The organism is Streptomyces sp. NPDC104309 (assembly GCF_055584025.1).
This window is the reverse complement of record NZ_JBVJMV010000017.1, coordinates 1-21818: the sequence shown is the minus strand read 5'-3', so window position 1 is coordinate 21818 and position 21818 is coordinate 1. Positions and strand designations below refer to the sequence as shown.

General features: G+C 71.4%; 16 protein-coding genes and 1 pseudogene. 14 read left to right on the top strand and 3 right to left on the bottom strand.

The annotated features are described in order from the left end of the window. The first annotated feature begins 87 nt into the window (after positions 1–87). The 9 genes from ACZ68L_RS24345 (at position 88) to ACZ68L_RS24305 (ending at position 13363) form a co-directional block, all read left to right on the top strand. Positions 88–3378: an ABC transporter permease gene (locus tag ACZ68L_RS24345; protein ID WP_469580103.1), complete on the top strand. Its 3291-nt coding sequence runs from the start codon at positions 88–90 to the stop codon at positions 3376–3378. After that, complete coding sequence (locus ACZ68L_RS24340) at positions 3375–6326, top strand: hypothetical protein (RefSeq protein WP_469580100.1); 2952 nt, start codon at positions 3375–3377, stop codon at positions 6324–6326. The genes ACZ68L_RS24345 and ACZ68L_RS24340 overlap by 4 nt, the downstream gene beginning before the upstream one ends. Then, positions 6323–6460 (top strand): hypothetical protein, encoded by a 138-nt coding sequence (locus ACZ68L_RS24335; protein ID WP_469580097.1) that lies wholly within the window; start codon positions 6323–6325, stop codon positions 6458–6460. Before ACZ68L_RS24340 ends, ACZ68L_RS24335 begins: the two co-directional genes overlap by 4 nt. Next, positions 6457–7359 carry an ABC transporter ATP-binding protein gene (locus ACZ68L_RS24330; RefSeq protein WP_469580095.1) on the top strand — a complete coding sequence of 301 codons (903 nt, stop codon included), beginning with the start codon at positions 6457–6459 and terminating at the stop codon, positions 7357–7359. The genes ACZ68L_RS24335 and ACZ68L_RS24330 overlap by 4 nt, the downstream gene beginning before the upstream one ends. Positions 7360–7454: 95 nt before the next feature. Beyond that, complete coding sequence (locus tag ACZ68L_RS24325; protein WP_469580092.1) at positions 7455–8204, top strand: ABC transporter ATP-binding protein; 750 nt, start codon at positions 7455–7457, stop codon at positions 8202–8204. 398 nt (positions 8205–8602) lie between these two features. Further along, entirely contained in the window at positions 8603–11146 is a 2544-nt protein-coding gene (locus tag ACZ68L_RS24320) for an ATP-binding protein (RefSeq protein WP_469580090.1), read from the top strand. A gap of 70 nt (positions 11147–11216) precedes the next feature. Then, positions 11217–11909, top strand: coding sequence for a response regulator (locus ACZ68L_RS24315; protein ID WP_469580089.1), 693 nt, complete (start codon positions 11217–11219; stop codon positions 11907–11909). Positions 11910–12169: 260 nt separating this feature from the next. After that, complete coding sequence (locus ACZ68L_RS24310; RefSeq protein ID WP_469580086.1) at positions 12170–12586, top strand: OB-fold nucleic acid binding domain-containing protein; 417 nt, start codon at positions 12170–12172, stop codon at positions 12584–12586. 3 nt (positions 12587–12589) lie between these two features. Beyond that, positions 12590–13363, top strand: a complete 774-nt coding sequence (locus tag ACZ68L_RS24305) for a DUF3159 domain-containing protein (protein WP_469580085.1) — start codon at positions 12590–12592, stop codon at positions 13361–13363. A 113-nt stretch (positions 13364–13476) separates the two neighbouring features. Here the strand turns inward: ACZ68L_RS24305 and ACZ68L_RS24300 are convergent, their stop codons facing one another. Further along, on the bottom strand, positions 13477–14154 hold the full coding sequence (locus ACZ68L_RS24300; protein ID WP_124721010.1) for a potassium channel family protein: 678 nt from the start codon (positions 14152–14154) through the stop codon (positions 13477–13479). Continuing rightward, a complete protein-coding gene (locus tag ACZ68L_RS24295) occupies positions 14154–14822 on the bottom strand; it encodes a potassium channel family protein (RefSeq protein ID WP_124721011.1) in 669 nt (222 codons plus the stop codon). Before ACZ68L_RS24295 ends, ACZ68L_RS24300 begins: the two co-directional genes overlap by 1 nt. Before the next feature lie 302 nt (positions 14823–15124). Here ACZ68L_RS24295 and ACZ68L_RS24290 point away from each other — a divergent pair, with 302 nt between their 5' ends. Then, positions 15125–15841 carry a GntR family transcriptional regulator gene (locus ACZ68L_RS24290; RefSeq protein WP_469580080.1) on the top strand — a complete coding sequence of 239 codons (717 nt, stop codon included), beginning with the start codon at positions 15125–15127 and terminating at the stop codon, positions 15839–15841. Between the two features lie 146 nt (positions 15842–15987). On the opposite strand, the gene ACZ68L_RS24285 is transcribed toward ACZ68L_RS24290, so the two are convergent. After that, entirely contained in the window at positions 15988–16128 is a 141-nt protein-coding gene (locus ACZ68L_RS24285) for a hypothetical protein (RefSeq protein ID WP_469580079.1), read from the bottom strand. Here ACZ68L_RS24285 and ACZ68L_RS24280 point away from each other — a divergent pair. From ACZ68L_RS24280 to ACZ68L_RS24265, 4 genes and pseudogenes are all read left to right on the top strand, one after another. Continuing rightward, the gene (locus ACZ68L_RS24280) at positions 16127–17221 is read left to right on the top strand and encodes a 1-aminocyclopropane-1-carboxylate deaminase (RefSeq protein ID WP_469580077.1); all 1095 of its coding nucleotides are present in this window, start codon (positions 16127–16129) and stop codon (positions 17219–17221) included. The genes ACZ68L_RS24285 and ACZ68L_RS24280 overlap by 2 nt on opposite strands. A 112-nt stretch (positions 17222–17333) precedes the next feature. Next, positions 17334–19382, top strand: a complete 2049-nt coding sequence (locus tag ACZ68L_RS24275) for an APC family permease (RefSeq protein ID WP_469580076.1) — start codon at positions 17334–17336, stop codon at positions 19380–19382. A gap of 104 nt (positions 19383–19486) precedes the next feature. Next, positions 19487–20815, top strand: coding sequence for a class I SAM-dependent RNA methyltransferase (locus ACZ68L_RS24270; RefSeq protein WP_469580073.1), 1329 nt, complete (start codon positions 19487–19489; stop codon positions 20813–20815). 758 nt (positions 20816–21573) lie between these two features. Next, positions 21574–21818, top strand: a pseudogene (locus ACZ68L_RS24265) (SseB family protein); the annotation flags it as partial.

Here is a 21818-nt window from a genome sequence, read left to right as displayed (position 1 = left end):
CCGACTTGTCCTGAACATTGCGGTGCCGGTGGTGCCTGCCCATACTGGCCCGATCATCCGGGGGGATGGGAGTGACCAGGGGGACTGGTGGGGAATCCGGGAAGGCGGACGCCTGCGCTGCTGCGCCGCGGCAGGCATCACGGTCTGGTGCTCTGTGCGGCCGGACTCGCGGTGCTGCTCGCGGCCACCGTGCTGGCGGCGCTGGCCGCGCTCACCGAGCGCGCGGTCGAGGGCGGGGCACAGCGGAGGCTCGCCGCGGACTCCGGAGCCGTCGTCCAGGTCGGAGGCCGGCACGCGGCAGGCAAGGACGCGGCGTACGACCGTACCGACAGGGCCGTACGCGCCGCGATGGACCGTGTCTTCGCCGACGTACCGCAGCACACCTGGGCCGCCCACCGGGCGCCGGCGGCGATGTCCGGCGGCTACCCTGTCAGCGGCGCCGACGGCAGTAAGGCCGAGGACCTGACTGTCTCCGTCGTCGCGCTCCAGGACCAGTCGCGCCATGCCCTGCTGCTCTCCGGCCGTTGGCCGCGCGGTTCCACCGCGGGCGGTGCCACGGAGGCGGCACTGCCCAGAATCCTCGCCGCCCGGCTCCAGCTCCGCCCCGGCAGCCGGTTCACCGTCGACGCCAACGGCAGGGGCCGGGTCTCCCTGCGGCTGAGCGGGATCTACGCCCCCCAGGGCCGGTCGCCCGCCCTCTGGGAGGCCCTCGCCGGGACCTACGGAAGCACCGAGAACATGGTCCTGCTCGCCCCCGACGCCTTCACCGCGAACTCCCCGCTGGCCGGGGACTCCACCGACCTGTGGCTCGGCGTACCGGTCGCCTCCGGCCTCCGGCTGGACGGCATCGACGCACTCGCCGGACGACTGGACACCTTCAGCGGCAGCGACACCCGCCGTTCCGTCTTCGACGGCACACCGGTCCCCGGCTCCGAACTCGCCGTACTCGACGGGCTCGCGAACGCCCTGCGCGCACTCGACACCCCCGTTGCCGTCGCCCGCGCCGGCCTCTACATCCCGGCCACGCTGCTCGCGGCGCTCGCCGCAGCCGCGCTTGTCCTCACGGCCCGTCAGCTCGCCGAACACCGCGCGCCCGAACAGGCGTTGCTCACCGCGCGCGGCGCAGGCGCGCCAAGGATCACCGGCGCGGCCGCTGCCCAGTGGGCGTCCGTCGCACTCCCCGCGGGTTGCGCCGCACCGTTCCTCGCCGGACCGCTGCTGCGACTGCTGGACCGGGGCGGGCTCGTCCCCGGAGGCGTCCCCGACGAGCCGTCGACGCTCCCTCTCGCCTGGGCCGCCGCACTGCTCGCCGTCACCGTGCACGGCACCGCGCTGCTGGTGCCCACCGTGCGGGCGGTGCACGACCGGCGTACCGTCTCCCGGCTGCGGCAGCGCCTGAGCCGGTACTCCGGGGCGCAGCGCACCGGAACCGACGTCGCCCTGGTCGTCGTCGCCGTGCTCGGCTGGCTGCAACTGCGGCAGTACCGGTCCCCGGTGTCGGCGGGCGACGGCGGCAGCGGGGTCGATCCGGTGCTCGTCCTGGCCCCCGTCGCGATGACCGTCGCGGCCGTCCTGCTCGTGCTGCGACTGCTGCCGCTGACCGGCCGGCTCATCGACCCGATGGCCCGCCGCGGCACCGGACTCGTACTCCCGCTCGGCGGTTGGCAGATCGGCCGCAGGGCCTCCCGGCACGCCGGACCGACCCTGGTCGTCGCCCTGGCGCTGGCTGTCGGAGCGCTCAGCGCGACGGCGCTGGCGATCCTCGACCGGGGCGACCACGACCAGGCCGTGTTCGCCGTCGGCTCGGATCTGAGGATCGCCGCCGGGCCCGAGGACGCCGGAGGCATACCGGCCGGGGAGCGGAGGGAGACCTATCGGAAGCTGCCGGGGGTCGACGCGCTCACCCCCGTGCTGGAGGCGCCCGGCTACGTGGCGGACCAGCCCGTCGCGGTCACCGGGATCAACACCGCACGCGGACCCGTGCCCTCCCTGCGCCCCGACCTCTCCGACCGGCCGCTCGCCGAACTCCTGCGCCCGCTCGGACGCACCGTCCCACGCCATGGACTGGTGCTCGCCGGGACGCCCCGCACCCTCCCGTTGCGGGTGGCGCTCGGCGCCGACGGCCCCGGCGCCCCTGTGCCGATCACCCTCACCGTCACCTTCGAGGACGGCGACGGACTCGCCCACGAGAGTTCCATGCCGCTGCGCATCACGGGCACTCGGGCCCGTACGGTCCGTCTGCCCGTGCCCGCGCGCACCGGGCCGCTGCGGATCCTCCGGGTCGGCCTGAACATGCGGGGCGAAACGGTTCGGCGCACCTACCGTCTGACGATCGACCGGGTTCCGGGCGCGACCGCCCCCGCGTCCCTGAAGGACGTGACCGGAACCGACGTGTCCGACCCGGGCGCCGTGGGGTGCCCCGGAGCAGAACCCGATCCGTTCGCCGCGGCTCCCGGCACCGGGCCCGTGCTGTGCGGCAACCGACCGCGCGCCGGGACACTCGTCGACGCGGTGCTGCGCGGTCCCGACGTCACATCGGTCTCGCCCCTGTGGGACATCCGGCTGGCGGTCGGCACGGCGCGGAACACTCCCGATGTGCCCGCCCTGGCCGATGCGGCGTTGCTCGACCGGGGGACCGTCAAGATCGGGGACACCGTGGACGTGACGCCGCCGGACGGGGGCGCCCTGTCCTTCAAGGTGGTCGGCCGGATCGGGGCCGTCCCCGGGGCCGACCGGAACTTCCCGCGTCTCCTCGTCGACTCCCGGGCGCTGACCGGTCTGCTCGCCGCCCAGGGCCGGCTGCCCGAGGCCGAGACCGGCTGGCTGGCCTCGGTCCGGGGGCACGACGCGAGCGCCGCGCTTCGGGCGGTGGACGCGGATCCGCGGCTCGGCGTCGCGACGGACGTGCCCCATGAACGCGCCCGGCTCGCCGACGACCCGCTGCGGCACGGCGCACGCGGCGCGCTCACGCTCTGTCTGCTGCTGGCGCCGGCCTTCGCGGTGATCGCCTTCACGCTGCACACCGCGCTCTCGGCGCGGGCCCGGCGCCGAGAGTTCGCGCTGCTCCGGGCCATCGGAGTACGGCGTGGTCAGCTCGCGGCGTATCTCTGGACCGAGCAGCTGGGCCTGTCCGCCGTCGCCGCGCTGCTGGGCACCCTGCTCGGCACGGTGCTCGCTGCCGCGATCATGCCGGTGGTCACCGTGACCACCGACGGACAGCAGGTCTTCCCGGTCCTGCTGACGGCCGTGCCCTGGGCACGGGTGGCGACGGCCGGGGCGGCCACGACCGTGCTGATCTGTGGGGTGGTGGGCGGCGCCGCCCGGTTCCTGGCGCGGGTGGACCTGGCACGGGTACTGCGAGCGGGGGACGACGGATGACCGGCCGGATACCGGGGAGAGACGCCAGGAACGGGACGTCTCCCGGCCGCGCAGCCGGGAGAGACGCCTCCCACGGCACGTTCACCGGCCGGGCGCCGGAGGCCGACGCCTCCCACGGCACGTTCGCCGACCGTGCGCCCAAGAGAGTCGCGTGGAAGGGCACGTTCACCGGCCGGCTCCGTGCGCTGCGCTCCTGGCGGCCCGACGTGCTGACGGTCCGGGAGGCGCGGGCCGACGCCGTCCTGCTGGTCTGCCTCGCGGTACTCGTCGCCCTGCTCACGGCCGCGTCCGCCGCCGCGCCGCCGCTCATGGACCGGCTCGCCGGACGCGCCCTGCTCGACCGGGTGGCCGCTGTCCAAAAGGACGGGCCGGGCCTGCAGTTCAGCTCGGCCCTGGAGATCTCCCGCGCCGGGAGGACGGGGCCGGTCACGTTGGGGCGGGATCTCGACGACGCCGGCCGGCACATCATGAGCGCCGCGCCCGTCGTGCTCGCCGACCGCCTGGTCACCCGCTCCGCCCGGGTGGAGCTCCCGCCGGTGGCGACCACGATCGGCGGCGACTCCGTCTCGCTCGGCCTGCTGTACGCGAACGACGCGCCCCGCGCGCGCTCCTACACCGAGGGCCGGGCGCCGGGCGAGAACCGGAACCACGTCGAGATCGCCGTGTCCGATCGCACCGCGGACGTACTGCGGCTCCGCGTCGGGCAGCGCCTCACCCTGCGACAGGGGAGCCTGCCCGTGACGACTCCGGCCGTGGTGGTCGGCGTCTTCGAGCTCGGACCGCAACGGATTGGTCGCGAAGTTCCCTTGCTCGGCGCTCCGTTGAAGGTTCCCGCCACCGGCACCGACCGGCAGGCGACCGCGCTCACCTCGCCCGGCGCGCTCGAAAGGCTGCAGACGACGGGACGCGTGCAGCTCTCCGCCACCTGGAACCAGCGGCTCGACCTGACCGGCGCCGAAGCGATCCGGTTCAGCGGTGCGCGCGGTGGCGCGTTGCTTCAGCGCGGGCTGTACCAGTACGGGCAGTTGGTCGACGACTCCTTCTGCGGGCAGAGCGCCGACGGGTACCAGACCTGCGTCGTCGGTGCGCACCACGCGTCCTCGCCGACCATGTCGAGTCAACTCCCGGGCATCGTGGCCCGGTTCGCCACCGAGTGGCGCGGCGCCGAGGCCGTCATCTCGTTCTCGCTCGTCTCGCTGATCAGCATCGGCCTGGCCACCTGCGTCGTCATCGCCCTGCTTGCCGTGCGCCGGAGGCTGGACGCCCACCGGCTGCAACGGGCCCGGGGAGCTTCCGCGTCCGGCCTCGCCGCGAGCCGTGCCGGGCAGACCGCGCCCGCCGTGCTGGCCGGTCTGCCAACGGGCGTCGTGGTGGCCTGGGCCGTCGCGCCCCAGGGCGCGAGCGGCCCCGCGTACGGCACGGCGGCGGTCGTCGCGGCACTCGCCTGGCTGGTGCTGCCCGCGCTGACCTGGAACGCGGTACGGGACAGAGCGCCGCGACAGCCCACCGACGGCCGGGACGGGGCACGTTTCACCGGCGCACGCCGGATCACCGCCGAGGCCACCGTGCTGCTGCTTGCCGTCGCCGGTGTCCTTGCCCTGCGGACCCGGGGCATGCGGGATGCGACCGATCCACAACTCGCCGCCGTACCGGCGCTGCTGGGACTGGCGACCGTCCTGCTGCTGGTGCGCTGCTATCCGCTCCCCGTGCGGTTCCTGGCCCGCCGGTCCGCGCGCCGCCGCGGCGCCGTCCCGATGATCGCGCTCGCCCGCGCGGCCAAGGACGCCCCCGCGCGCGCCCTCGCGCTCCTCGTCCTGGTCATCACCCTCGGCACCGCCGTCTTCGGCAGCCTCGTCGCCGGGACGATCACCGAAGGACGCCGCACCGCCGCCGACTGGCATGTCGGTGCCGACGCGTCCTACACCGGCGGCCAGGCCGCCCCGGAGACCGCGCGGAAGCTGTCCCGAGCCCCCGGGGTCCGCCACCGGCTCACCGTCTCCCGCACCTCGGCGGCGCTCATCGGCGCCGACGACGGCGGCAACCACGGCCGGGCCGACCTGGTGTCCCTCGATGCCACCGCGCTGGGCGCCGCGGTGCCCCGTTCCGCGGCAGCCACCGCACTGTCCCGTGCCCCGCGCGCCGGACAGGGAGCCGTGCCGGTGCTCACCGGACCCGGGCTGCCCGTCGGAACGACGTACACCGGCACCCTGCGCGGCCGGACCCTCACCTTCACCGTCGTCGGCGTGCTCACCGATGCCGCGGCTCACGACCCGGCGCTCGGCCCGGTTCTCGAAGACCGTCACGACCGGGTGCTGCTCGCCGACTCGGCGGCGCTCACCGGGTTGCGCGCCCAGGACCAGGAGGAGAGGGCCCTTCTGCTGTACGGCTCCGCCATCGACGCGGACGCGCTGCGCGCCATCGCCCCACGCGCCGCGATCAAGGACAGCGTGGGCGACCTGCGGATCCGCTCCCAGGTGGCCGCCCGGGACCGGGACGACGGCGTGCTCGGTGCCCTGTCCACCGCGCACACCGTCTGCACCCTGCTCGCGGGCCTGTTGGCCTTCGTCGCGCTCGTGCTCGATCTGCTGCTCTCCGCGCCCGAACGCGGCCGCACCGCGGCGAAGCTCCGCACGCTGGGCCTCGGTGCCCGCGGTCTCGGAGGGCTGCAGATCCTGCAACTGCTGCCGATGGCTCTGGCCGCCGCGGCCGGCGGGGTGGCTCTCGGCGCCGCACTTCCGGCGTTGCTCGGACCGGCCCTGAAATTGCGGGACTTCACCGGTGGCCCCGCCGAACCGGCCCTGCACGTCGACTACGCGCCGGTGGCCCTGCTGGGTGCCGGATTCGCCGTACTGATCGTGGCGGCCGTCGCCGCGGAGACCTGGCTGGCCCGCCGCCGCGGGCTGGGGACGGTCCTGAGAGTGGGGGAGACGGGGGAGAGCACCGCGTGACGGATCGGATGGATGAGGGGGACGAGACGGACGAGGTGGTGGAGGCGGCCGAGATGGACAAGACGCACGAGGTACCCGAGACCTCCGACGCAGCCGGGACGGTCGAGACGTACGAAGGGAAGAGAGCCGCATGACGGACCTACGCCAACTGGAGGCGCGGGCCAGGGCAGGCGCCGCGCCCGCCACCGACGAGGGCCTGGTCGTCTGCGACAACGTCGTACGCGTCTACCGCACCGAGGACGTCGAGGTGCAGGCGCTCCAGGGCCTCGACCTCGTTGTGCGGGAGGGCGAGTGCATGGCGCTGGTCGGAGCCTCAGGCTCCGGCAAGTCGACCCTGCTTGCCATCCTGTCCGGCCTCGACACCCCCACCGCGGGTTCGGCCAGGGTCGCCGGGCGCGACCTGATGTCCATGCGCCGCCGCGAACGCCTCGACTACCGCCGGCGCACCGTCGGCTTCGTCTGGCAGCAGACCGGACGCAACCTGCTGCCGTATCTGACCGCCGTGGAGAACGTCACCCTGCCGATGAAGTACACCGGTGTCCCGCGTGCCCGGCGCGAGGCGCGGGCCACCGAACTTCTCGGCGTCCTCGGCGTCGCGCACTGCCGCGACCGCAGCCCCGCCGAACTGAGCGGTGGCGAACAGCAGCGCGTCGCCGTCGCGGTGGCCACCGCCAACAGCCCCCGGGTGCTGCTAGCCGACGAACCGACCGGTGAACTGGACACGGCGAGCGCCGAGGACGTCTTCGCCGCGCTGCGCCGCGCCAACGACGAACTCGGTGCGACCGTCCTGGTCGTCACCCACGACCCGATGGTCTCCGGCCAGGTGCGTCGTACGGTACGCATCCGCGACGGCCGGACCGCCACGGAGACGCTGCGCGACGGCGGCCCCGACGGGGGCGCGGAGGAGTTCGCCGTACTCGACCGGGTCGGGCGGCTGCAACTGCCCGACGAGTATGTGCGACGGTACGGGCTCCGCCACCGGGTACGGCTCACCGCCGAGGACGACCACATCGGCGTATGGCCGGACGCCTGACAGACATCCCGGCCATTGCCCGGCCCTGTGTCCGATGCACATACTGGCGGCCGACGAGACGATCACGTACGGGGAAAATTGTGCGGGGGAGAAACATGACCGACAACACCGGCCGGAAGAGCACCGGAGGGCGGAGCGGTGCGGCGGTGGCCGAGGACGCGGCGCGCGGCCCTATGGTCCGGGTCGAGGACCTGCACCGCTCGTACGGCACCGGCGCCGGGGTCGTGCACGCGTTGCGCGGGGTCTCCTTCGAGGTGCCACGCGGTGAGCTCGTCGCGCTCAAGGGACGCTCGGGCTCCGGCAAGACCACACTCCTCAACCTGGTCGGTGGGCTCGACGGCCCGGACGGCGGCCGGATCACCGTCGACGGCACGGACCTCGCCGAACTCGGTGAGAACGGGCTGCTGGAGCTGCGCCGGGACCGGATCGGCTTCATCTTCCAGTCCTTCGGCCTGATCCCGATCCTGACGGCCGCGGAGAATGTCGGCGTACCCCTGCGACTGCGCAGGACGGACCCGAGCGAGCGCGAGGAGCGGGTGGCCCTGCTGCTCTCCATGGTCGGCCTCGCCGACCACGCGGCCCAGCGTCCCGGAGAGCTCTCCGGCGGTCAGCAACAGCGCGTCGCGATCGCCCGCGCGCTCGCCAACCGCCCCGCGCTGCTGATCGCGGACGAGCCGACGGGACAGCTCGACGCGGAGACCGGGCTCGCGGTGATGGAGCTGCTGCGGGCGGTGGTACGGAGTGAGGGCGTCACCGCACTGGTGGCGACGCACGACGCCCAGCTGCTGGGCCTGGCGGACCGGGTGCTGGAGCTGAGCGACGGGCACATCGTCGAGCACGGGTAAGGACCGAGCGCCTCGGCGGGCTGAGGTGAGGGGCGGCCTTGATCCGGTCGGCGCCGGTCCGGCAGGCCGCCGCTGTACGGGACGTCCGGGCCGGGCCCGAAACGCCTCGGACACATCACGGACCTGGCCGGGACGCCACGGACCTGGTCCGGCCGCCGGCCCGGCCCGGAAGACCGGGCTCGGCCCGAGCGCCCGGATGCCCGGACCCACCGGTCGGCGGCGCCTCCGACCTCCGAGGGCCGGCCCCCGCCCGAGCATCCCGTACGCGATCCGGGCGTCAGAATCCTGTCAATTCGGTCCCCACCCCTACCCCTCGTCCGATTTGCCGAGAATCTACGGGGTAGCTTCGAACCGGCCGCCGCATCTGCGGCAGCCGGTTCAGAGAAGACAATGGGGCCATGGCACGCGGCAAGCTTCGGATCTACCTGGGTGCGGCACCCGGCGTCGGCAAGACGTACGCGATGCTCTCCGAGGCCCACAGGCGCGTCGAACGGGGCACCGACTGCGTCGTCGCCTTCGTGGAGCACCACGACCGCCCGCGCACCGAGGTCATGCTCCACGGTCTGGAGCAGATCCGGCGCCGTGAGATCGAGTACCGCTCCGCCGTCTTCACCGAGATGGACGTCGACGCGGTTCTGGAGCGCGCCCCGGCCGTCGCCCTGGTGGACGAACTCGCGCACACCAATGTGCCCGGCTCCCGCAACGCCAAGCGCTGGCAGGACGTCGAAGAGCTCCTCCAGGCCGGCATAGACGTGATCTCCACCGTCAACATCCAGCACCTGGAGTCGCTCGGCGACGTCGTCGAGGCCATAACCGGCGTACGCCAGCGCGAGACCGTCCCCGACGAGGTCGTCCGCAGGGCCGACCAGCTCGAACTCGTCGACATGTCGCCCCAGGCACTGCGCCGCCGGATGGCCCACGGCAACATCTACAAGCCGGACCGGATCGACGCGTCCCTGTCCAACTACTTCCGCCCCGGCAACCTGACCGCCCTGCGCGAGCTGGCGCTCCTCTGGGTCGCCGACCGGGTCGACGAATACCTTCAGCAGTACCGCGGCGAGCACAACATCCGCACCACCTGGCAGGCCCGTGAACGCATCGTCGTCGGACTCACCGGCGGCCCCGAGGGCCGTACGCTCATCCGCCGCGCGTCCCGGATGGCCGCCAAGGGCTCCGGCAGCGAGATCCTCGCCGTCTACATCGCCCGCAGCGACGGACTGACCTCCGCCTCGCCCAAGGAACTCACCGTCCAGCGCACCCTGGTGGAGGACCTCGGCGGCACGTTCCACCATGTCATCGGCGACGACATACCGTCGGCGCTCCTCGAATTCGCCCGTGGGGTGAACGCCACGCAGATCGTCCTCGGCTCCAGTCGCCGCAAGACCTGGCAGTACATCTACGGACCGGGCGTGGGCGCCACGGTCGCCCGCGAGTCCGGCCCCGACCTCGACGTCCACATCGTCACCCACGAAGAGGTGGCCAAGGGCCGCGGGCTGCCCATCGCCCGCAGTGCCCGGCTGGGCCGGGTCCGGATCATCTGGGGCTGGCTGGTCGGCGTCGGCGGCCCGGCGCTGCTCTCGCTGCTCCTCACCGGTCTGGAGAACGGACCGGGGCTCGCCAACGACGTCCTGCTTTTCCTCTTCATGACGGTCGCGGCGGCCCTGCTCGGCGGGCTGCTGCCCGCCCTCGCGTCGGCCGCCGTCGGCTCGCTGCTGCTGAACTACTGGTTCACTCCGCCCACCCACACCCTGACCGTGCAGGATCCGGAGAACTTCGTAGCCATCGTGATCTTCTTCGCGGTGGCGGTCTCGGTCGCCTCGGTCGTCGATCTCGCGGCCCGTCGCACCCATCAGGCGGCCCGGCTGCGTGCCGAGTCGGAGATCCTCTCCTTCCTGGCCGGCAGTGTGCTGCGCGGCGAGACGACCCTGGACGCGCTCCTGGAACGGGTCCGCGAGACCTTCGGCATGGAGTCCGTCGCCCTGCTGGAGCGGCAGAGCGACGTCGCTCCGTGGACCTGCGCCGGAAGCGTCGGCCCGGCGCCGGTGGCCCGGCCGGAGGACGCCGACGTGGACATGCCGGTCGGTGACCACATGGCGCTCGCCCTCTCCGGACGGGTGCTGCCCGCCGAGGACCGCCGGGTGCTCGGCGCGTTCGCCGCCCAGGCCGCCGTCGTGCTGGACCGGCAGCGCCTGGTCGGCGAGGCCGAGGAAGCCCGGCGGCTCGCCGAGGGGAACCGGATCAGGACGGCGCTCCTCGCCGCCGTCAGCCACGATCTGCGCACCCCGCTCGCCGCCATCAAGGCCGCCGTCAGCTCCCTGCGCTCCGACGACGTCGCCTGGTCAGACGAGGACGAGGCGGAACTGCTGGAGGGCATCGAGAACGGCGCCGACCGCCTCGACCACCTCGTGGGCAACCTCCTGGACATGTCCCGGCTGCAGACCGGCACCGTCACCCCGCTGATCCGCGAGATCGACCTCGACGAGGTGGTGCCGATGGCACTCGGCGGCGTGCCGGAGGGCAGCGTGGACCTCGACATCCCCGAGACCCTGCCGATGGTCGAGGTCGACCCCGGGCTGCTGGAGAGGGCCGTCGCCAACATCGTCGAGAACGCCGTCAAGTACAGCTCCTACGAAGAACACGTCACGGTGGCCGCCAGCGCGCTCGGTGAACGCGTCGAGCTACGGGTCGTCGACCGGGGCCCCGGCATCCCCGACGACGCCAAGGAACGCATCTTCGAGCCCTTCCAGCGCTACGGCGACGCCCCACGCGGAGCGGGCGTCGGGCTGGGCCTCGCGGTGGCCCGCGGCTTCGTGGAGTCCATGGGCGGCACGCTGGACGCCGAGGACACCCCGGGCGGCGGTCTCACCATGGTGCTGAGGCTCAAGGCGGCTTCGGGATACGTTCCGGTCAGCCCCGACCTGCCCGCGCGGGTCACCTCATGACTTCGCCGGTCACCTCATGATCTCCGGAACGCCCCGGGAGATCGCCGTACAGCAGAAAGGCAGGGCCCCCATGACCCGGGTGCTTGTGGTCGACGACGAGCCGCAGATCGTACGCGCCCTCGTGATCAACCTGAAGGCGCGCAAGTACGAGGTGGATGCGGCGCCCGACGGCGCCACCGCCCTCCAGCTCGCCGCCGCCCGCCACCCCGATGTCGTCGTCCTCGACCTCGGACTGCCCGACATGGACGGTGTCGAGGTGATCAGGGGGCTGCGCGGCTGGACCAGGGTGCCGATTCTGGTGCTCTCCGCCCGCCACACCTCCGACGAGAAGGTCGAGGCCCTGGACGCCGGCGCCGACGACTACGTGACCAAGCCGTTCGGCATGGACGAGCTGCTGGCCCGGCTGCGCGCCTCCGTCCGCCGCGCGGAACCCGTCGGCCAGCACGGCACCGACGACATGGTCGTCGTCGAGACAGAGGGGTTCACCGTCGACCTGGCGGCGAAGAAGGTCCACCGCGAGGGACGCGACGTGCGGCTCACGCCCACCGAGTGGCATCTGCTGGAGGTCCTGGTCCGCAACAGCGGCCGGCTGGTCAGTCAGAAGCAGCTGCTCCAGGAGGTGTGGGGGCCCTCGTACGGCACCGAGACCAACTACCTGCGGGTCTACATGGCGCAGCTGAGGCGCAAGCTGGAGGCCGACCCCTCGCACCCCCGGCACTTCGTGACCGAGCCGGGGATGGGCTACCGCTTCGAGCGCGGTTGAACGGCAGCCGGGCACGCTGGGCGTTGTCGCGTCGGGCGTGCCCGGCCGAGCCCCGCTTCGTCGGCAGGCGCGTGTTGCGGGCTCGGTCCGTTGCGCGCGCGTCGCTCCCCTGATCCGTAACGTCGCTTGCCCCTGCCTCCGTAACGTCGCTCGCCCCTGCTCTGTAACTCTGACGAGAACTCTGAAACCCTGATGAGTAACCCGTTCGAGTGAGACCCGGGACACCCGCTCGGAGCACGGGAGACCGGTACCCTTCGGTTATGAGTGCTGTTCCTCGATTCGAGAAGCCAGGCAAGGCGGAGAAGCCGTCCGGCCGCTTCCGGCGGATGCTCGACCGGTTGTCCAGCTCCCAGCAGGACCTGGAGTCCGAGGAGCTGCAGGAGGACTCGCAGGCTTCGGGATGCACGCGTATCTCCGAATGCACCGACCGGCAGATCGTGAAGGTGACTGGTACCTTGCGGACCGTCACCTTGCGGCCGCGCGCCGGAGTGCCCGCCCTGGAGGCGGAGCTCTTCGACGGCACCGCGCCGCTTGACGTGGTCTGGCTGGGCCGGCGCTCCATCGCGGGCATAGAACCGGGCCGCAAGCTCATCGCCTCGGGCCGGATCGCCATGAGTCACGGACGCCGGGTGCTGTTCAATCCCAAATACGAACTCCGACCGCTCGGCAAGGAGTAGCCGGTGACGTCTCTCGACAAGCCGACGTCCGACACGGACCGCACCACCCGCACCGACCAGCAGGAGGCCGACGCGAAGGCGGTCACCGAGGCAGCGCTCTTCGACGCGTTCGGCGGTGTCCGGGGGATGGTGGAGACAGTCCTTCCCGGGCTGCTCTTCGTCACGATCTTCACGATCAACAAGGATCTGCACATCTCGGCCATCGCGGCCCTGGTGGTGTCCCTGCTCCTCGTCGCCGTACGGCTGATCCGCAGGGACACCGTGAAGCACGCCTTCAGCGGTGTCTTCGGCGTGGCCTTCGGTGTGGTCTTCGCCATGATGACCGGCAATGCCAAGGACTTCTATCTGCCGGGCATGCTCTACACGCTCGGCCTGGCCCTCGCCTATCTGATCACCACCCTCGCAGGGGTGCCGCTGATCGGTCTGATCCTGGGCCCGGTGTTCAAGGAGAACCTCTCCTGGCGCACCAGGAACCCCGGCCGCAGGAAGGCATACGCCAAGGCGAGCTATGCGTGGGGACTGATCCTGCTCGCCAAGTGCGCGATCCTCTTCCCGCTGTACTGGTGGGCCGACACGACCCAGTTCGGCTGGGTCCTGGTCGCCCTGAAGATCCCGCCCTTCCTGCTCGCGGTCTATCTGACCTGGGTCTTCCTCGCCAAGGCGCCGCCGCCCATCGACGTCTTCGCCGAGATGGAGGCGCAGGAGCAGGCCGAGAAGGCCGAGAAGGCCCGCAAGGCCGAAGCGGCCGCCGCCGCGACGCGCCACCAGGAGTACTGAACCGCCCAGAGCGGAAAGCAAGGGGCCCGGAACCGATTCGCACGGTTCCGGGCCCCTTGCTTTCCGCTCTGGGCCTTGTGTCGGCCCCGCGCCTCGTGCCGGCTCTCCGCCGGTCAGTCGTCCGAGTCGCCCCGGCGCACCGACAGCAGATCCTCCAACTGCTCCTCGCGCGCCTGCGCGGCCACGAACAGCAGCTCGTCACCGGCCTCCAGCGTCTCCTCGGTGCTCGGCGTCAGCACGCGCTGCCCGCGGATGATGGTGACCAACGAGGTGTCCTCGGGCCAGGCCACCTCGCCGACCTGGGTGCCGGCCAGCGCCGACTCCGGGGGCAGCGTCAGCTCGACCAGGTTGGCGTCACCGTGGCTGAAGCGCAGCAGCCGGACCAGATCGCCGACGCTCACCGCCTCCTCGACCAGGGCCGACATCAGCCGCGGTGTGGAGACCGCCACATCGACGCCCCAGGCCTCGTTGAACAGCCACTCGTTCTTCGGGTTGTTGACCCGGGCGACGACCCTCGGCACGCCGTACTCGGTCTTGGCGAGCAGCGAGACGACCAGGTTCACCTTGTCGTCGCCGGTCGCGGCGATCACGACGCTGCAGCGTTGAAGTGCCGCCTCGTCGAGCGAGGTGATCTCACAGGCGTCCGCCAGCAGCCACTCGGCCATGGGCACCCGCTCCACCGAGATGGCCGTCGGTGCCTTGTCGACGAGCAGCACCTCGTGCCCGTTCTCCAGCAACTCGCCCGCGATGGAACGTCCCACCGCACCGGCGCCGGCAATCGCGACACGCATCAGTGACCGCCCTCCTCGGGGCCCTCGGCGAAGGCCGCCTCGACCTTTGCGATCTCGTCCGTACGCATCATCACGTGGACCAGGTCGCCCTCCTGCAGCACGGTCTGCGACGTGGGCAGTATGGCTTCGCCCAACCGGGTGAGGAATGCCACGCGGACGCCCGTCTCCTCCTGCAGCGTGCTGATCTTGTGGCCGATCCAGGACGGTGTGGTGTGTACCTCCGCGAGCTGCACACCGCCGCTCGGATCCCGCCACAGCGGCTCGGCCCCCGAGGGGAGCAGCCGGCGCAGCATCTGGTCCGCGGTCCAGCGCACGGTGGCGACCGTGGGGATACCGAGACGCTGGTAGACCTCGGCGCGCCGGGGGTCGTAGATCCGCGCCGCGACGTTCTCGATGCCGAACATCTCGCGGGCGACCCGGGCGGCGATGATGTTCGAGTTGTCGCCGCTGCTCACCGCGGCGAACGCGCCGGCCTCCTCGATCCCCGCCTCACGGAGGGTGTCCTGGTCGAAGCCGACACCGGTGACGCGCCGTCCACCGAATCCGGACCCGAGGCGCCGGAACGCCGTGGGGTCCTGATCGACGACGGCGACCGTGTGCCCCTGCTGCTCCAGGGTCTGCGCGAGAGCGGCTCCGACTCGCCCGCAGCCCATGATGACGATGTGCACCTTGCGCCTACCTCGCAGTCCTGGTCGTCCGGCTGACCTGCGAAAACACCCTGCTCACACTTCTTTCTCAGCTTGCCGGGCAAACAACGGGGCAACGGTGTGTCCCGTTGCCCAGGATGAGCTTATGCGGCCGGGATTGCGAAGCCTCATCCGAGTGCGCTTTCGCCGCGTCCGCGCGATGCGGATGAGCACCGCGCAGTGTCCGCGCGATTGCGGACGGGTACCCCGCAGTGTCCGCCGAGCACACCAAGCGCGCGCGGACCCTTGAGCGCGAGCGACACAGACATCTAACATGTCAGTTCATGGAGACCCTGCGCCCCGTCCGACGGACCTTGCTGCGGGACACCGCGTACGAGGCGATCCGTGACGCCATCGTCCGTGGCGACATCCCGCCCGGTGCCCCTGTCCGTGACGCCGAGCTCGCCGAACGCCTCGGGCTGTCGAGAGCGCCGGTCCGCGACGCGCTGTCCCGGCTTTCCGGCGAGGGGCTCGTCGAATCCAAGCCGCAGAGCTACACCCGGGTGACCCGCCTGGTGCCGCGCGACGTCCGGGACGCGGCGGCTGTCGTACGGGCCATGCAGGAGCTGGCCGCGAGGACCGCCGTACCTCGTCTCACGGATGCGGACATCGCCGCGATGCGAGAGGCGAACCAACTCTTCAGGGACGCGACCCGCCGCAGCGACGTGGCGGACGCGCTGCGCGCCGACGACCGGCTCCATGACGTCCTCGTCGCGGCCTGCGGCAACCGTGCCGTCGCCGCCACGGTTGAGCACTACACCCCTTTGATCCGGCGGCTGGAGTGGCGGCAGTTCGGCACGGCGAGCGCGGCACACGGCTCGGCTGAGCTGCACGACCGGCTGATCGAGGCGTGCGCGGGGCGTGATGCCGAGGCGGCGTCCCGGGTCACCGCGGAGATCTGGCGGGCTCTCGAAGAACTGGCAGACGAACCGTCCGACGAACGACTCGATGTGGTGGCCCAGGGACGGCCCGTCGAAGCGGCCCACGGGCAGCCCCGATAGGCCGACGGCCCGTCCGGTCAGGTCGACGACCGGCCGAGGGTCCGAGCCCCGACCGGATCCCCGGCGTGCCCGAGGACAAGCCGACACCCGGCCCGTCAACAACCCCTGCCGCGCCGACTACGAGCACGAACCCCACCCCGTGCCGACTACGAGTACGCCCCCGTCGCCACTGTTATTGCGCCGAGTACGAGCCCCACCGCCACCGCGCCGAGTACGACCCCCACCCTCACCGCCACCGCGCCGAGCACGAGCACGAACCCATCGACCCCGACCGAGGGAGCTCCCATGACGTCCGCCGCCCCGACCCCGCCCACCCCGTCCCCCGCCTCTCCCGCCTCCTCTTCGGCCTCTCCCTCCCTTCTCTCCTCGTACGACCGCTACCCCCTCCTCTTCGGTCCCTCTCCCGTACACCGTCTCGACCGGCTCACCGACCACCTCGGCGGCGCCGCCGTCTGGGCCAAGCGGGAGGACTGCAACTCCGGCATCGCCTACGGCGGCAACAAGACCCGCAAGCTCGAATACCTCGTCGCCGACGCACTGGCGAAGGGCTGCGACACCCTCGTCTCCATCGGCGGAGTCCAGTCCAACCACACCCGCCAGGTCGCGGCGGTCGCCGCCCGCGCCGGCCTCACGTGCGTACTCATCCAGGAGAGCTGGGTCGAATGGCCCGACGCCGTCTACGACAAGGTCGGCAACATTCTGATCAGCCGGCTGGCCGGTGCCGACGTCCGGCTGGTGCGCGCCGGGTTCGGTATCGGGGTCAAGGAGAGCTGGGAGCAGGCGCTGCGCGAGGTGGAGGAGAGCGGCGGCCGGCCGTACGCCATCCCCGCGGGCGCCTCCGACCACCCGCTGGGCGGGCTCGGCTTCGCGAATTGGGCGTACGAGGTCGCCGAGCAGGAGCGCGCACTCGGTGTGCTCTTCGACACCGTGGTGGTCTGCTCGGTGACCGGCTCCACACAGGCCGGCATGGTAGCGGGGTTCGCCGCGCTGGAGGAGGAAGGCGCCCGCCCGCGACGTGTGCTGGGCATCGACGCCTCCGCCGAGCCCGCCCGCACCCGCGAGCAGATCGCCCGGATCGCGGCGGCCACCGCACGGCTCATCGGGGTGCGCCGGGAGCTCACCGTGGACGACATCGAGCTCGACGAGCGCTACCACGCGGGCACTTACGGCATCCCCGACGACACGACCCTGGACGCCATGCGGCTCGCCGCCTGTACCGAGGGAATGATCACCGACCCCGTGTATGAGGGGAAGTCGATGGCGGGAACGATCGGCCTCGTCGCGCGGGGCGAGATCGCCCGCGATTCCACCGTCCTTTACGCACATCTCGGCGGTCAGCCCGCATTGAATGGATACAGCGCCCTTTTCGCAGGCGCCTAGTGCAAGGATTTCGTTAAGGATTTCGTGGCTTTTTCGTCCGAGCGCAGGAGATTCCGGGGCCACGGGGGTGGTGGGTCTGCGGCTTCCATACGGAACGCTTACGATCCTCTGCGTGTCCAAACTGACCGACGTGCCCAAACGGATCCTGATCGGGCGCGCACTGCGCAGTGACCGGCTCGGAGAAACGCTCCTGCCGAAGCGCATCGCCCTACCCGTCTTCGCCTCCGACGCCTTGTCCTCCGTTGCCTACGCGCCCGGCGAGGTTCTGCTCGTCCTGTCTGTCGCGGGCATGTCGGCGTACCACTTCAGCCCGTGGATCGCCCTTGGCGTCGTGGTGGTGATGTTCACCGTCGTGGCGTCGTACCGGCAGAACGTGCACGCGTACCCCAGCGGCGGCGGCGACTACGAGGTCGCCACAACCAACCTCGGCCCCAAGGCCGGCCTGACGGTCGCCAGCGCGCTGCTCGTGGACTACGTCCTCACCGTCGCCGTCTCCATCACCTCCGGCATCGAGAACCTGGGCTCGGCGATCCCGTTCGTGGTCGAGCACAAGGTGCTGTGCGCCCTCGCGGTGATCCTGCTGCTGACGCTGATGAATTTGCGCGGCGTCAAGGAGTCCGGGTCGCTCTTCGCGATTCCGACGTACGTGTTCGTCGTGGGCGTCTTCATCATGATCGCGTGGGGTGCCTTCCGCGGTCTCGTGCTCGGCGACACCATGCTCGCGCCCACCGCCGGCTTCCACATCAAGGCGGAGCAGGAGGGACTCGCGGGCTTCGCCCTGGTCTTCCTGCTGCTGCGTGCCTTCTCCTCCGGCTGTGCCGCGCTCACCGGCGTCGAGGCGGTCTCCAACGGCGTCCCGGCCTTCCGCAAGCCCAAGTCCAAGAACGCGGCGACCACGCTGACGATGATGGGCGCGCTGGCCATCACCATGCTCGTCGGCATCATCGCCCTCGCCCTGGTCACCAAGGTCCGGATGGCCGAGGACCCGGCGCACAACCTGCTGAGGGGCGGTGTGCCGGTCGGCTCCAGCTATGTGCAGGACCCGGTGATCACGCAGGTCGCCGAGGCCGTCTTCGGCAACGGCAGCTTCTTCTTCATCGTGCTCGCCGCGGCCACCGCGCTGGTGCTGTTCCTCGCGGCGAACACGGCGTACAACGGCTTCCCGGTGCTCGGCTCGATCCTCGCCCAGGACCGCTACCTGCCGCGCCAGCTGCACACCCGCGGCGACCGCCTCGCCTTCTCGAACGGCATCGTGCTGCTCGCCGGCGCGGCCGCCATGCTCGTCGTCATCTACGGCGCCGACTCGACCCGGCTGATCCAGCTCTACATCGTCGGCGTGTTCGTGTCCTTCACGCTCAGCCAGACCGGCATGGTCCGCCACTGGAACCGCCACCTGGCCACGGAGAGGGACGCCAGCAAGCGCCGCCACATGATCCGCTCCCGCGCGATCAACACCTTCGGCACCTTCCTGACCGGCCTCGTCCTTGTGATCGTCCTGGTCACCAAGTTCACCCACGGTGCCTGGGTCGCCCTGCTCGGCATGTGCATCTTCTTCGCGACGATGACCGCGATCCGGAAGCACTACGACCGAGTCGCCGAGGAGATCGCCGCCGACGAGACCCCGTCCGACGAGACGATCCGGCCGTCCAGGGTCCACTCGATCGTCCTGGTCTCCAAGCTCCACCGGCCCACCTTGCGGGCCCTCGCCTACGCCAAGCTGATCCGCTCCGACCGGCTGGAGGCGCTCTCCATCAGCGTCGACCCGGCGGAGACCAAGGCGCTCAAGGACGACTGGGAGCGGCGCGGCATCGACATCCCGCTGAAGATCCTCGACTCCCCGTACCGCGAGGTGACCCGTCCGGTCATCGACTACGTGAAGAGCCTGCGCCGGGAGAGCCCGCGCGACGTGGTGAGCGTGTACATCCCGGAGTACGTGGTCGGCCACTGGTACGAGCACCTCCTGCACAACCAGAGCGCCCTGCGCCTCAAGGGGCGGCTGCTGTTCACGCCGGGCGTCATGGTGACCTCGGTGCCGTACCAGCTGGAGTCCTCCGAGGCGGCCAAGAACCGCGCCAGGAAGCGCGCCGAGTGGAACGCGCCGGGCTCGGTGCGCCGCGGCCCGGTGGAGCGCAGGCCCAAGGAACCCACCAACAAGAGCTGACGTTCCCCGCCCGCCCGCTCGTGGTAAACGGCCGGACGACACCCACGTAGAATCGTAGGTTGTTGTCCGGCCGTTAGTCCCTTGATCTCTGGAGCCACCCCCTCATGCAGAACGAACCCACGTCGTCGCTGGTCGGGGAGGAGTACGAGGTCGAGGTCGGGCCCGTCGCACACGGCGGCCACTGCATCGCCCGCACCTCTGAGGGGCGGGTCCTCTTCGTACGGCACACGCTGCCCGGCGAGAAGATCATCGCCAAGGTCACGGAAGGCGAAAGCGACTCCCGCTTCCTGCGCGCCGACGCGGTACGGATCATCGAGGCGTCCAAGGACCGCGTCGAGGCTCCCTGCCCGTACGCGGGACCGGGCAAGTGCGGTGGCTGTGACTGGCAGCACGCCAAGCCCGGCGCCCAGCGCAGGCTCAAGGGCGAAGTGATCGCCGAACAGCTCCAGCGCCTCGCGGGTCTCACCCCGGAGGAGGCGGGCTGGGACGGCACCGTCATGCCGGCCGAGGGCGACAAACTGCCGGCGGGCGAGGTACCGGCCTGGCGCACCCGCGTCCAGTACGCCATCGACGAGGACGGCCGTGTCGGCCTGCGCAAGCACCGCTCGCACGACGTGGAGCCCATCGAGCGCTGCCTGATCGCGGCCCCCGGCGTCACCGAGCTCGGCATCGAGAGGCGGGAATGGCCCGGTATGGCCTCGGTGGAGGCCATCGCCGCGACCGGCTCCCACGACCGGCAGGTCATCCTCACCCCGCGACCGGGCGGCCGGCTGCCCCTCGTCGAGCTCGACAAGCCCGTCTCGGTGATGCGTGTCGACGAGCGCGACGGTGGCGTCCACCGGGTGCACGGCCGCGCCTTCGTCCGCGAGCGCGCCGACGACCGGACCTACCGCGTCGGCTCGGGCGGCTTCTGGCAGGTCCACCCCCAGGCCGCCAACACCCTCGTCCGCGCCGTCATGCAGGGCCTCCTGCCCCGCAAGGGCGACACCGCCCTCGACCTCTACTGCGGCGTCGGCCTGTTCGCGGGCGCGATCGGCCAGCGCATCGGCGAGAAGGGCGCCGTCCTCGGCATCGAGTCCGGCAAGCGCGCCGTCGAGGACGCCCGTCACAACCTGAAGGACCTGGAACGGGTCCGTATCGAGCACGGCAAGGTCGACCAGATCCTGCCGCGCACCGGCATCACCGAGACCGACCTGATCGTCCTCGACCCCCCGCGCGCCGGCGCCGGCAAGCAGACGGTGAAGCACCTGACCGGCCTCGGCGCCCGCCGCATCGCGTATGTGGCATGCGACCCGGCGGCGCTCGCCCGCGACCTGGCGTACTTCCGCGAGGGCGGGTACAAGGTGCGGACGCTGCGGGCGTTCGATCTGTTTCCGATGACGCATCACGTGGAGTGTGTGGCGATTCTGGAGCCTGCTGACAAGGGCGCCTGACCTGCGGGTTTATAGCTCGGGTGGGTTGCTTGATCTGTTGCCCTCCGTGGAACGGGTCGAGCGGGCAGATCGCCTCCTGGAGGTGGCTTGACCTGCGGTTTCATGGCGGAAACGACTACGGCGGCGGCGATGTCAGGGTCTCGTTCGGAGATTCTTGACGCTCGGATGACGCTTGCTCTGTGGCTCTGGTCCAGCCGCATGGCTCTGGTCACTGGGGCGATCACGAGACGATTTCGGTATCTCGGGCCATGGCAGCGGGCTGCTCGGTTTCCGGTGCCCTTGATGTGCTTCGGGTCGGGCAGTCGGTGAGCCGTGTCGTGGGCGTGGCGGGTTCGTGGCCGTTTGCGTCGGTGGGCTTGGTAGAGGCTGTAGGTGGGGCGGGCGGGGAGGTACTTGTCGACGAAGGGGTCCTGCGCCGCCGTTCTGGCCGGTGATGGCGTCGTAGACGTCGCCGGGGAACTCGAAGGGCGTCTTCGGCCTTTGCATGAAGCCGTCGCCGAAGTCCCCCGTCATCCTGCCTAACCCCAGCGGCCTGACCCGGAAGACCACAACAGCCCGGACGTGATCCCGGGGCTTCGGGGCGTCACTTTCTGCCTGGTTGCGGGGCGGATGCGAGCTGGGGGGCTCAGCGGAGCATTGCGCAGGGGCGTTTACGGGCCCATCCCGGCGTGCGTGGAGCTGGGCGGGGTCCGGGCCGTGACTGGCTGGCCATTTTTGCTCGTTGCTCCGGGGAAGTGTGCCGTGACAGCATTTGACGCGTGTTCGATCACGGGGATGACATAGCAGCGCCGCCTGTTCGGCGTTCGAAGATCGCCGACTTTGCCGATTGGCCTGCTCCCGAGGTGCCGACGTCACTGTGTGAGGCACTGGAGCCGGTCCCTGCCATGGCGTCGGAAAGTGATCCGACGGCGGCGGCTCGGCGTGAGTTTGCGTTGTTGCTGGGGGAGTTCCGGCGTACGGCGGTGTTGGTGCCGCTGGATGGGGCCGGGGATTTGTGGTCGGC

Excerpts from the sequence above, each read along its gene's own strand:
- ACZ68L_RS24285 (WP_469580079.1), bottom strand. The coding sequence starts at position 16,128 with ATGGGAGCTCCCTCGGTCGGGGTCGATGGGTTCGTGCTCGTGCTCGGC.
- ACZ68L_RS24325 (WP_469580092.1), top strand. The coding sequence starts at position 7,455 with ATGACCGACAACACCGGCCGGAAGAGCACCGGAGGGCGGAGCGGTGCG.
- ACZ68L_RS24290 (WP_469580080.1), top strand. The coding sequence starts at position 15,125 with ATGGAGACCCTGCGCCCCGTCCGACGGACCTTGCTGCGGGACACCGCG.
- ACZ68L_RS24280 (WP_469580077.1), top strand. The coding sequence starts at position 16,127 with ATGACGTCCGCCGCCCCGACCCCGCCCACCCCGTCCCCCGCCTCTCCC.
- ACZ68L_RS24300 (WP_124721010.1), bottom strand. The coding sequence starts at position 14,154 with ATGCGTGTCGCGATTGCCGGCGCCGGTGCGGTGGGACGTTCCATCGCG.
- ACZ68L_RS24315 (WP_469580089.1), top strand. The coding sequence starts at position 11,217 with ATGACCCGGGTGCTTGTGGTCGACGACGAGCCGCAGATCGTACGCGCC.
- ACZ68L_RS24320 (WP_469580090.1), top strand. The coding sequence starts at position 8,603 with ATGGCACGCGGCAAGCTTCGGATCTACCTGGGTGCGGCACCCGGCGTC.
- ACZ68L_RS24270 (WP_469580073.1), top strand. The coding sequence starts at position 19,487 with ATGCAGAACGAACCCACGTCGTCGCTGGTCGGGGAGGAGTACGAGGTC.
- ACZ68L_RS24330 (WP_469580095.1), top strand. The coding sequence starts at position 6,457 with ATGACGGACCTACGCCAACTGGAGGCGCGGGCCAGGGCAGGCGCCGCG.
- ACZ68L_RS24310 (WP_469580086.1), top strand. The coding sequence starts at position 12,170 with ATGAGTGCTGTTCCTCGATTCGAGAAGCCAGGCAAGGCGGAGAAGCCG.
- ACZ68L_RS24340 (WP_469580100.1), top strand. The coding sequence starts at position 3,375 with ATGACCGGCCGGATACCGGGGAGAGACGCCAGGAACGGGACGTCTCCC.